16 protein-coding genes are annotated in these 10,874 nt (G+C 38.7%); 7 read left to right on the top strand and 9 right to left on the bottom strand.

Features of this window, described 5'->3' with window-relative positions; all coding sequences use genetic code 11:
• Positions 1-2 precede the first annotated feature (2 nt).
• From Trichorick_RS02930 to Trichorick_RS02905, 6 genes are read right to left on the bottom strand one after another with little or no spacing between them, the layout of a single operon-like run.
• Positions 3-563: a DEAD/DEAH box helicase family protein gene (locus tag Trichorick_RS02930; RefSeq protein ID WP_323738761.1), complete on the bottom strand. Its 561-nt coding sequence runs from the start codon at positions 561-563 to the stop codon at positions 3-5.
• Positions 560-973: an NUDIX domain-containing protein gene (locus tag Trichorick_RS02925; RefSeq protein WP_323738760.1), complete on the bottom strand. Its 414-nt coding sequence runs from the start codon at positions 971-973 to the stop codon at positions 560-562. Before Trichorick_RS02925 ends, Trichorick_RS02930 begins: the two co-directional genes overlap by 4 nt.
• 47 nt (positions 974-1,020) lie before the next feature.
• On the bottom strand, positions 1,021-2,595 hold the full coding sequence (locus tag Trichorick_RS02920) for a GNAT family N-acetyltransferase (protein ID WP_323738759.1): 1,575 nt from the start codon (positions 2,593-2,595) through the stop codon (positions 1,021-1,023).
• Positions 2,592-3,527: a GNAT family N-acetyltransferase gene (locus Trichorick_RS02915; protein ID WP_323738758.1), complete on the bottom strand. Its 936-nt coding sequence runs from the start codon at positions 3,525-3,527 to the stop codon at positions 2,592-2,594. The genes Trichorick_RS02920 and Trichorick_RS02915 overlap by 4 nt, the downstream gene beginning before the upstream one ends.
• Before the next feature lie 3 nt (positions 3,528-3,530).
• Positions 3,531-4,124: a chloramphenicol phosphotransferase CPT family protein gene (locus tag Trichorick_RS02910; protein WP_323738757.1), complete on the bottom strand. Its 594-nt coding sequence runs from the start codon at positions 4,122-4,124 to the stop codon at positions 3,531-3,533.
• Positions 4,121-4,588: a MarR family winged helix-turn-helix transcriptional regulator gene (locus tag Trichorick_RS02905; RefSeq protein WP_323738756.1), complete on the bottom strand. Its 468-nt coding sequence runs from the start codon at positions 4,586-4,588 to the stop codon at positions 4,121-4,123. Before Trichorick_RS02905 ends, Trichorick_RS02910 begins: the two co-directional genes overlap by 4 nt.
• A gap of 202 nt (positions 4,589-4,790) precedes the next feature.
• Here Trichorick_RS02905 and Trichorick_RS02900 point away from each other — a divergent pair, with 202 nt between their 5' ends.
• The 7 genes from Trichorick_RS02900 to Trichorick_RS02870 all read left to right on the top strand — a co-directional run bounded on the left by Trichorick_RS02900 (position 4,791) and on the right by Trichorick_RS02870 (position 8,688).
• Positions 4,791-5,153, top strand: coding sequence for a hypothetical protein (locus tag Trichorick_RS02900; protein WP_323738755.1), 363 nt, complete (start codon positions 4,791-4,793; stop codon positions 5,151-5,153).
• The gene (locus Trichorick_RS02895; protein WP_323738754.1) at positions 5,150-5,491 is read left to right on the top strand and encodes an NUDIX domain-containing protein; all 342 of its coding nucleotides are present in this window, start codon (positions 5,150-5,152) and stop codon (positions 5,489-5,491) included. Before Trichorick_RS02900 ends, Trichorick_RS02895 begins: the two co-directional genes overlap by 4 nt.
• Complete coding sequence (locus Trichorick_RS02890) at positions 5,484-6,275, top strand: GrpB family protein (RefSeq protein WP_323738753.1); 792 nt, start codon at positions 5,484-5,486, stop codon at positions 6,273-6,275. Before Trichorick_RS02895 ends, Trichorick_RS02890 begins: the two co-directional genes overlap by 8 nt.
• A gap of 151 nt (positions 6,276-6,426) precedes the next feature.
• Positions 6,427-6,951 (top strand): GNAT family N-acetyltransferase, encoded by a 525-nt coding sequence (locus Trichorick_RS02885; RefSeq protein WP_323738752.1) that lies wholly within the window; start codon positions 6,427-6,429, stop codon positions 6,949-6,951.
• 10 nt (positions 6,952-6,961) lie between these two features.
• Positions 6,962-7,426: a DUF2306 domain-containing protein gene (locus Trichorick_RS02880; RefSeq protein ID WP_323738751.1), complete on the top strand. Its 465-nt coding sequence runs from the start codon at positions 6,962-6,964 to the stop codon at positions 7,424-7,426.
• On the top strand, positions 7,423-8,085 hold the full coding sequence (locus tag Trichorick_RS02875) for a cyclase family protein (protein WP_323738750.1): 663 nt from the start codon (positions 7,423-7,425) through the stop codon (positions 8,083-8,085). Before Trichorick_RS02880 ends, Trichorick_RS02875 begins: the two co-directional genes overlap by 4 nt.
• Positions 8,086-8,118: 33 nt before the next feature.
• Positions 8,119-8,688 carry an AAA family ATPase gene (locus Trichorick_RS02870; RefSeq protein WP_323738749.1) on the top strand — a complete coding sequence of 190 codons (570 nt, stop codon included), beginning with the start codon at positions 8,119-8,121 and terminating at the stop codon, positions 8,686-8,688.
• Positions 8,689-9,208: 520 nt separating this feature from the next.
• On the opposite strand, the gene Trichorick_RS02865 is transcribed toward Trichorick_RS02870, so the two are convergent.
• From Trichorick_RS02865 to Trichorick_RS02855, 3 genes are read right to left on the bottom strand one after another with little or no spacing between them, the layout of a single operon-like run.
• On the bottom strand, positions 9,209-9,454 hold the full coding sequence (locus Trichorick_RS02865) for a hypothetical protein (RefSeq protein WP_323738748.1): 246 nt from the start codon (positions 9,452-9,454) through the stop codon (positions 9,209-9,211).
• Between the two features lie 35 nt (positions 9,455-9,489).
• Positions 9,490-9,849, bottom strand: coding sequence for an AAA family ATPase (locus tag Trichorick_RS02860; RefSeq protein WP_323738747.1), 360 nt, complete (start codon positions 9,847-9,849; stop codon positions 9,490-9,492).
• The gene (locus Trichorick_RS02855) at positions 9,846-10,865 is read right to left on the bottom strand and encodes a phosphotransferase enzyme family protein (RefSeq protein ID WP_323738746.1); all 1,020 of its coding nucleotides are present in this window, start codon (positions 10,863-10,865) and stop codon (positions 9,846-9,848) included. The genes Trichorick_RS02860 and Trichorick_RS02855 overlap by 4 nt, the downstream gene beginning before the upstream one ends.
• Positions 10,866-10,874 lie beyond the last annotated feature (9 nt).

Below are 10,874 nucleotides of genomic sequence, written 5' to 3'. Positions count from 1 at the left end.
ATTTACCTCTGGGATAGTCTTTTTATATGATTCATAATGGCTTCGACTGCATTTTCAGGACTTAAATTACTGACATTTAACGACAACAAATTAGGGTGGGAGATGGAGATAAGTGGCCCATTATCTTCCGCATCACTTGGATCAATAGACTTCCACCTTTCTCTTCTTTCTTGCCTTGTGAGGCGTTTTAAATGTTCTTCTTTGCTAATTTCAAGTCGTACAGGAATAAACAATGATCCTCGTGCTTCAGCCATTTTTTGTACTTGCTCGTAGAGTTGTTTATCTTCCTCAGTATCTGCTAAACAGTTGGTAAGCACATAACTATTCTGGGTGCTTTTAGAGAGGAAGTCGAAAACCTCTGCCCTTATGTGAGCGATAGTATCCCAAGCAAAATCAGGTATTTTGGTATAGCCATCGTATTGCAATAGCTCAAAAATAGGATTGTTAATTAGCTGATTATCGCAAACGATAAATCCATCTCTGACTGCTAATTCCTTGGCAATCGTGTACTTCCCAACCCCTGGTTTGCCGGTTAAATAAATGATTATTGTATTTTGCGTCATATCATCACGCTCCTAAAAACATCTGAAACTGGCGTTTTTAACCACTCGGGCACGAACTCTCGCAAAGGCTCGGCTCTAAAATCAATTTCAGATAATTGATGCAAAGGCACCCAAATTAATTCAATATGAGCTTCAAGCTGTGGTATTTGCTTTTCAATTTTCAAAGATTCTGATTCAACATCAAAAATAAAATTGTATTCGTGGTTGTAACAGATACTGCTAGACCTGAGCTCAAAGCTGTATTCTAAACATCCTAAAAATCTCTTGATCTTGCATTCAGCGCCAGTTTCTTCCATTAATTTACGAAGAAGTGATGTGCGGGCTGATTCTCCATGTTCAACATGACCACCTGAAAGAAAATAAAAACTGATAGGAAGGTCAAGCGTTCTGCAAAGTAAAATAGACTCCATGATCTATTATATTACGCCTCTACTCAAAACATGGATATTATTCTTGCTCATGCGCTACCTCCATCAATTACAGTTCCTTGGTGATAGAGGATCTTCCAATCACCATTTACGGCTCGCCAAAGTGTCGACCTTCTTGTTACTCTTGTTTTGTCTTGGATAAGAATGTAGGAAGTCAAATAATTATCCGGTGCGATTTTTGTGAGCTCAAAGTCTTTTGCTTCCCAAATGTCTTGATAATCCGGGTCGTTATAGCGCGCAAGCAGAGTTTCTATGACATCTTGTTTGGTATAGACATTACCTGATGCGCCAACTGTCCAAAAGTCATCACACATTTGCTTGGAAATATCTTCTTTTGTTTTTCCAAACCTTTCAGGGTGATGGAAAATTGGCTCTCTTGATTTAAGTTCATCGAGGATTTTGTTTGTATTTGCTTCTGACTTGCTGTCAGATAATGTTTTTCTCATGATGTATTGGTTGTAACCCATAAACCCTTTGTCAAGGGTAGCGATTTCCAGATATCCATACTTTTTATAGAAATCCTTTGCCTGAAATTCGGTGGTGTCTAATTGAATTATTTTGCACTTTTTAGATAATGCGTATTCTTCAAGTGCATTTATAATATTTTTTCCTATCCCTTTTAGTCTATGCTCTTGGTCAACCCATAGAAGGTGCAGGCCACACAGTTCACCAAGGATATCTCCTCTCATGCCAGCAATGATATCTTCATACTGGTTTTTAACGAATAGTACAAAATTCTCTCTGGAATAAGATCCAATTTTTGATTTGTTGTATGCCTTTAAACCTTTAAGAATAATTTTGCTGGCGCATTTATTATCTGATTCATCCAAATATATTCGATAGTTATTTTTTAATTCTTTTAAGAGAATTGTTTTTAGAATTTTAGCCTTTTTGGATGCATCTGACCTGAATCCATTCCAAAATAATCCACCGTAGGGTTCTAGGATTTTTTTTACTAATAAATCTAAAAGCACAAAGCTGCCTGTTTGAAAAAGGCTTTCAAACGATTTAGTAAATTCTGTGGCAAGATCGGGATTATCGCTTTTCAGATAACGGATAATTGATTTACCACTCGCGCACCACTTATTTTGGCTTCTAAAATAAAATTGCCCAAGAGCTTCAAGCAACCATCCAGTGGATGCAATCTGCTCATCGCGCCCGACTGGATTTTTAATATCATCCAAAACATCGGTAATTAAAAACCGTTCTTTGTCAATTTGTTCTTGATCCCATGTGGCTGGCCCTGCATTTAAAACTTCTTGTGCAAGTGTTTTAACATTTTCTGAAAAAGCGCTGGAGTTGGTTACCTCACGTCCATTCAGGATCATATAGCTCAAGCCAGAGATACCATTTCCAGTTCTTGATTCTTCAAAAAAATACCGCAAGGTGTCTAGATCGTGAATAAATGCGTCAATAGGCCAACCATCATAAACAAAAGCTTCTCGATAAGCATTTGGCATGGATTCATAAACAATAACAAGATCCAGATCAGATGCATTTGTTCCCTGATTTGCCGCAACTGATCCTGCCCAAAATACTGCTTTGGCATCTACATAGCGTTCTTTAATAAGCTTTTGGATGGTTGCTAGTGGTTCATTTCTCATATCATTTTCCTCATCAAATAGCATGTTAGGTCATATTTCCAATTTGGAATAACAGCCACTTCTTCAAATCCACATTTTTTGAAAAACATGTGTGCTTTTGGAAAATAAGTATTTAGCTGAACCTCACGCAGATTTTTCGTTACGCTTAGGTCAAATAATTTGGCTATAAGCTTCTTGCCAAAACCTTTGTCTTGAAAATCTTCTTCAACATAAATTGAATCGCACCAGAGTATTTTGCCGTGAATATAACAAATTGCTCCGGCAACATTGATTTGTTTATGGTTTAAATAAATGCTAATTTGCTCAAAGTCTGTTTTGATGCCGGTTAAATCTTGACATTGGTGCCGTAATGCGAATGAGATTTTTTCATCAAAACTAGGGACAGGATCATATGAAAATGAGACAGATGATAATTCTTTAATCATCCAAGCGGTTGAGTTTGTTTGAAATTGCTCAAATATTTTAAACCCGGCTTTTGTCAAAGCCTTAATCGCAACCATATTGTCTTTTGCTGGATCAATTAGGCACCAATCAAAATGTGGAGTTAGTATCTGATTTTCAAATTCATTTAAAATACTCGTTCCCAATCCTTTGTGTAAGAATGATGATTCTCCAATAAATAAATCTACACCGCATACAGAGCCAGAAATAGCGCTCAAATCGAAGCAGTTTTCTTGCGCGAAATCATGAGCATTATAAGCTTGTATGTAACCTATCATTTCTTCGTCTAAACAGATTATGTAAGCGTATGTTTTCTGGTTTGAATTTTTTGAGAGAGCGATGCCGTGGGTATGTTTGCCAAATTTTTTCTCCACCAACTCCATTGTATAGGTCACATCCTGATCCCACCATTTTTTGACATGAGGCGACTCTAACCACTTTAGCAGCAGCGGAAAATGTGATTCATGGAGTGGTGCGAAGGTTATAGTCATAATCTACTCCTGCTTTCCTAATGACTGAAAAGCTTTCGGCACAGGGTTATCATCAATAAACTTCAATATTAGGCGAGCGGCGCGGGAAGGAGATATAGAAGTTGTATCAACTTTAAAGTCGTATTGATTTAAAAAGCCTTGGTGCACTCTATCGATTTGATCATTCGAGAGGCCAATGCATCGATCACGTCTTAAAACTTCGCGTTCTTGCATAACTTCAAGATCACAAAAAATGCCGATGTAATAAACTGTGTGCGTCTTTAAATATCGGACATAATCTTTTAATGCTTCTTCATCGAACAATACCTCGTCGATAATAAGGTTGTTTCCGCTGGTCGCTAGCATTTCAGCAAATTTTGGCATAGCACTAAATAGTTTCCCTCCTTCTAACCCTGATTCGACATGCATTGTAAGGCCACGCTCATTTTGTCCGGGGATAAATTTCAAGTACGGCTCGATTCTTCCGAATGGGATCATATCAATGAATGTATCAACGCCAAAGCTTAGCCAAAGATTTGGACTTTCGTGCTGAATGGCCTTTGCAATAGAAGTTTTGCCACTAGAGCCACATCCGTTTAAAAAGATAATCTTGCTCATGCCCCGTCCGCTGTTTGTTGTTGTAAAATACCTCGTAAATGCCCATCAAATTCTTGTTTATGCTCGCCTAAACTCGCGAAAAAGGATTCTTCTGCTTTGAGTAAATCCTTTGCTGCCCTTTGGATTTTAGCCACTCCGGCATCTGTGAGCTCGGAGAACTTAGACCGTTCGTCTCCTTCTTTTTGAGAACGCTTCAAGAGCCCTCTCTTTTCTAAGGCGCGCAGCACCTGAGACGTCATGGTCACATCAAAGCTCAAGCACTTAGCCAGGTCATTTTGTGACACATCGGCTCCATCTTTTTTTAAGAACCCAATGGACATCAAAAGCATAAACTGAACGTGAGTAAGGTCATGAGGCAATAACGTGCTGAGGGTCGCACGCTTCCACGCAAAATAAGCAGAATAGAGCAAGAACCCTGATACGTCATTCATATTGTTCCAGTTAGTTTTTGATGTCTTTTTCATTCCTTTCCTCTCTGATTATTTAGCTGGTTCGCTTTGTTGGTTGATATTAGTTGGGTGCTGATGCATGTAAATGATCTCCTTTAAACAATTATTTGCACAAAGCATACTGTCTGTGCACAGAATATATTTGCATAAAACACCAAAGTATGTCAAGATAAAGGTGTGCATAAGGGGCAAGAAATAATTTTTGGAATTGATGAAGATGACTAAAGCTACAAATACAGAATTACCAAAGACACTCTTTCCATTTATATGGAGTGTTATAAAAGAATATAAATGTGCAGTAATGTTTTACACTCTACTTGCTTTTGTAGCTGGCTTTTGGGGGCCATTTAACAGCATGCTGATTAAGCAAATCATTAACTTGTTGCCAAACGCTGCTAAAGACATTTCTGTTTTAGTTTTCCCAGCAAGTTTAATTGTAATGAATTTTATTGTTTTTGATAACTTCACTTGGCGAGGAATTACGTACATCAAATATCGATACTTACCTTTTGTGCTTAATAAAGCAGATAACATTCTTTTAAATCTAATAAGATATGGGCTTCTCATTGGCATTGCGTGACAGGAGGTATTGAGGTAGGTGAATCACCAAAAGAAGCGATTATTCGTGAAGCTGAAGAAGAAGTCGGGCTCAAGATCAAGGATGTGACTTTAGAAACAACAGTTTTTCTTATAGAGAAAGATTATTTTGACCCTATGAAAAAATTTTATGCTTTAGAACTGTTTTTTGTAAGTCATTTGGATGATGACCAAGAGCCCATAAATTTAGAGCCTTTAAAGCAGGATTTTTTGAGATGGTTTGATCCATATAAGTTGCCTGAGCCTATGATTCCAGGTGTTGGTTTTGGTATCAAAAGCTATTTTAACAATCAACGTTATGTAGAGTTTCGCAATGTCTAGAGCAATTCAAGTTGTCCCTTACGATCCAAATTGGCCACATATTTATGAAAAGGAAGCGGCACTCATTAAAAGTGCCTTGGGTGAGAATTGTTTAGCGCTTCACCATATTGGATCAACGTCAGTTCCAGGTCTTGCTGCTAAGCCAATTATCGATATGATTCCTGTAGTTCGGAATATTACTAAGGTTGATAACTACAATTCTGCGATGGAAGCTCTGGGATACATATCTAGAGGTGAGTGTGGCATCCCTTGTCGCCGATTTTTTCAGAAAGAAGAATTGCTTATAAGTTATAATATCCATGCTTTTGAACAAGATGATCCAGAAATTGAACGGCATATTAGATTCAGAGATTGGATGCGAGCACATCCTCAAGACATGGAAGCTTATGCTAATCTAAAATTGGATCTAGCAGAACAATTTCCAAACGATATTTCTTCTTATTGTTTCAGAAAAGAATTTTTTATAGCAAGTATTGATCAAAAAGCTGGGCAGTGTGTTTTACGTTTTGTTTATAATGACCTAACTACAAAAGAGTGGCAAGCGGCTAAGCATTTCCGGGACACCTATTTCTTTGGCTCCCACGGTATCGATGATCCCTATACGTGGACTTTTAAACACGAAGAGCATGCTCATCTTGTCTTATATCAAGGCGTAGAGATTGTGGCTTATGCTCACATTCAATTTTGGCCTGATAAAAGAGCAGCAATTCGTATTATTGCCACTGATGAGAATAAACGTAACCAAAGTTTTGGAAGCAAGTTTTTGGAACTCATAGAGAAATAGGCTGCACAGCTTAGGCATTAAAAGCATTCATGCTGAATCCAGACAAAGCAGTTTAAGGTTCTATCTCAAAAACGGCTATACAGAAATGCCATTTGATGATCCGGGTGGGTGATGAATGCGGTCCTCCAGATGTTCCTGTGGGTAAAGTATTATGAAGAATCTGATTCAAATTCGCCACTTTATAGAAGAAGACATTGCGGTTATTTCTGACGCCTTTAACCAAATCGGTTGGAATAAACCGGCATCACTTTTTGCAGGATATTTAAAGGAACAAGAAGCAGGCGAACGGCTTGTTTGGGTGGCTCACGTCAAAGATGAGTTTGCCGGTTATGTAACCTTAAAATGGCAATCACAATATCCGTCATTTAAAGCGCAAAATATCCCAGAGATTATGGATTTAAACGTATTACCTGACTTTCGAAAAATGAGTGTTGGCTCCTTACTGCTTGATACAGCGGAAAAACAAGCTGCAACGAAAAGCCAAATCATTGGCATCGGTGTTGGCCTATATGCAGGCGCAGATGGTGGCTATGGAGCAGCTCAAAAACTTTACGTGAAGCGCGGCTATATCCCTGATGGCAAAGGCGTTACTTATAATTACGAACCAACAGTACCGGGTAATTGCTATCCGCTTGATGATGACCTGGTGCTGTGGTTTACGAAGAAATTTAGGTAAAAATAAAATCATGACCATATTCATATTAATACACTCTATTTCCTCGATTGTTGCCTTAGTATTGGGATCTGCCAATCTTTTGCAAATTAAAGGAACAAAAATTCATAAAGTGTTAGGTTGGATGTTTATTGTTTGCATGTTTATTTCCGCCATCTCGTCCTTTGGAATATATAATAATAAATTTTCTCTAATTCACATGCTATCTTTATTAGTGATAATGTGGCTTTCAAGGGCAATTTATGCAATTCGACTTAAGCCTGAAAATTGGTTGCATATTCATGCTTCATCAATAGGTGCGGCATATATTGCCATTTTGATAGCTGGGGTTGGAGTTTTTGTGCGAAAAATTTTGCTTCCAGGGGATAGTAATGCTGGCTACGCCGCATCTGCTTTTACAGCAATAATTCTCATATATTTCTTAAATAAAATGACAAATAAATACAAAACTATAACATCTAAGGTAATACAGAAATGACTTTCATCTATAAACTTATCGACTTAACTCATGAACTCGATAGCACGATCCCTACTTGGAGCGGCGGATGCGGGTTTAATCATGATGTGCATATAGATTACGCTGATTGCGAGGCGCAAGATAAATTCCGTGTCATGAAAGTCGGAATGCATGCGGGAATCGGTACGCATATGGATGCGCCAAGTCACTGTATTCCTGGTGGGAGATTCATTCATGATTTCGATGTAAATGATTTGATCATGCCTTGTGCGGTCATTGATGTATCAGATAAATGCCATGAACGCTATAACCTCAGTGTACAAGATATTGCTGACTTCGAAAGTAAATTTGGTCTGATTAGTAAAGGCTCATGTGTGATGATTAAAACCGGCTGGAGCAAATTTTGGCACGCACCTTCAAAATACCACAACAATCATGTGTTCCCATCAGTATCAGCTGAAGCTGCAGAACTTTTGCTTGAACGCGGGGTGAGCGCTCTTGGTATTGATACGCTTTCTCCTGATCGACCTGAAGATGGCTTTAAAGTTCATAAAACATTTTTGGGTGCCGGAAAAATAATCATAGAAAATGTAGCAAATTTAGATAGTATGCCCCCGACTGGAAGCTTCTGTTTAGTCCTTCCCATCAAAAAATCAAAGATGGTACAGAAGCGCCTATAAGGCTGGTTGGATTGATTGAAAGAGGTGGGACATATGAATAATCCAGTACAGATAAAGCGCTTCATTTTCACCGGTACTTCAGGTAGTGGAAAAACCTCTGTTATCATAGAGCTAGAAAAATTAGGGTATGTGATGATTCCCGAATCCGCAACGGATGTCATTAGCATAGAGCAAGCCAAGGGTGAGATGCGTCCATGGGAAGAGCCTGAGTTTGTGGATCAAATTACATTTATGCAGAAAGAGCGGCAGATGAATTCTACCGGAAATATGCAGTTTTACGACCGCTCACCTTTTTGCACCTACGCCCTTAGTAAATATTTGGCTCATTGGAAAAATACAGAATTTATGCCTTCGCTTGTATTGCTTGATGAAATTGATCGCTGCCTCAAAAACAACGTTTACCAAAACCAAGTCTTCTTTTTCGAAAATATGGGTTTTATCGAGCATACGGACGCCAGAAAAATTAGCTATGAAAAGGCGCTGGTCTTTGAGGAGATTCACCTGGATGTTTATAAAGAGTTTGGCTTTGACATCATTATGGTACCCAAAGGGCTAACGGTTACACAGAGATGTGAATTTATTTTGGAAAAAGCCATATGTTAAAACACTTGGATAAAATTTTAGATAAAAAGATTATTGAAGAATTCAAAACCTTCCCTAATCAAGGAATTCTTTGAGAAATTATTGAGCAACAAAAAACCGACAAAATATTTGAGCTACCATCTAAAGCGATTTTAGTTATGGAGAATTGCCCCGATCTATTTGTATTTATAGCAGGCGAGTTAAGAGCCTGTCAGATCAGTAGATATAAGAGGTAATTTTGTCGTCAAAACTCGTCTCCGTTCCTCACGTACCCAAAAGTACGCTGCGGTACTCGACTTCGTTTTTCCTAAAACTTCCTCTCTTATATCTACTGATCTGACAGGCTCTAACAGATGAAGATATGACAGAGGTAATCTCTATTGTTGAAGGACTCAAGTTCCCAATGTTGTACTGTCAGGCCAAATATCATCCACTCTTTTTATAGCGCGGCTGGAATTTTCATTTGCGTACCAAACTTTCCTTGCAAAAGCCAAGTAAAATTATATCGCCAGATCCCACCCTCGAAATTAAGCCAATCAAATCAATGGATCTTTTTAAGCAATGTACAATACATCACAGAAGTAATGCCCGCGATAATTACTCCATTATCATCTTTTATACAAAAATTTAAATTTACAAAAGGTTGTTCTTGGATGAATGGTGCTTGGCTGTTATTGTATGCTGTTATTTTATTTTCTATAGCATCTACTTCATAGCTTTTGAGAACAGATAATCGGCTAAACCCCATGATACTTGCAGCATCTTCTTGGATAACATGGGGGTTCATTGCGGATCGCGGGTGTGCATGCGAAGCCAAGCGGATCAGTTCAGTATGTTTTGATCAGCACCATAGGTGTTACGTTTTTTGAGCCGCCCGATTCTTTCAAAATCATTCACATCTAAAAGACAGAAGTTGATTTTATCTATTTGTTTAGCTGAAGAGCAGCTAAGAATTTCTCCTAAAACAATTTGACCAAGCAAACAAGCATCTTTTCCATTACTCAATAATTTTTGCAACCACTTCTCTGTGGATTCTTGACGCCATTTTTTATCAGCGCCTTCGGGTACACCTATATCATCAAAATCATAGACAGCGATACCATCTCCCAACAGCTCTTTCAAATAAGGCATAACTGCCGTTTTACCACTGCCACTGGCGCCACCTATAAAATATAATCTCATAAAATCTCCCTCGTCTTGTCGAACTGACAAGCTCTCTCTATTGCGCCATTCGGCAGAAAAACCGGCTGTAAGTGTTCAAAGCATTGCATTCGATCAAGACTACCTTCATCAGACAAAAAGATGTACTCACAATAGTCGCCGATATCTTGGATGATACGTTCGAAGCGGTAATAGGCGAGTAGATCATGATTGATTTCTGCTTTGCCGTAACCTTGATAAAATAGTGGTTCTTCGGCAGAAGCTGTGCGACCACTGTCCCAAATGCCAGCGCCGATAAACATCAGGTCTCGTTCTTTAGGTGCAAAAATGAGGGTATCGAAGTCAACAATATAAAGAGAGCCTTCTTTGTCAATAATCAAGTTCCAGCCATGCATATCAGCGTGGCATAAAACATAGTCGAGGGGTTGTTTCTGGGTCGTGATCGCAAGCGTTTCAGCGTGCTCGACTAGTTTAAGAATTTCGCTACTTTTTGATTTCAGGAACAGTGCCATTTTTACAGCAACAGGCTCTTCAAACACTTCATTTTCAATGCGTATCAGAAATGCTTTGACGGTTTCTCGCCATTTAGAAGAGAACATCTCCCTTGATACATCTTGTGTTATGGATGAGGGAATACCAAGGCTATGAAGCTTTTTAACGGTTGCTCCAAATTGAACCCAGTGATCGTCTGATGGTTTAGCGTCTACACCATTACGCCCTTCGACATAAGGATAGAGAATTGTTTTGAATGACCTCAGGCCAGAGCATAATTTCCCTGTCTTGGTTGGTATAGGTGGTATCACTTGTTTAACGCCGAGATCAGCCAAGTATTTTGGAACGGATACCGAGGCTTCTAAAAATTTACCGCTTCTTAATTTAAGGAAGTAGTCTGCTTCGTCAGTAGCTGTCACACGATAAACAGCTGTGTTGAAGTCTGCCCCAATTGGAAGGAATGAGATCGTTGCAACGTTCAGTTTATAAGTATCCTGTAAACAAGCAATGATTTCTTCGTCTTTGAGATCAGGTTTTATGAGCATATTCGAACA

It is taken from the genome of Candidatus Trichorickettsia mobilis (assembly GCF_034366785.1).
Taxonomy (GTDB): Bacteria; Pseudomonadota; Alphaproteobacteria; order Rickettsiales; family Rickettsiaceae; genus Trichorickettsia; species Trichorickettsia mobilis_A.
Note: the sequence above shows the minus strand (reverse complement) of the source record. Positions and strands in the feature narration are given on the sequence as shown.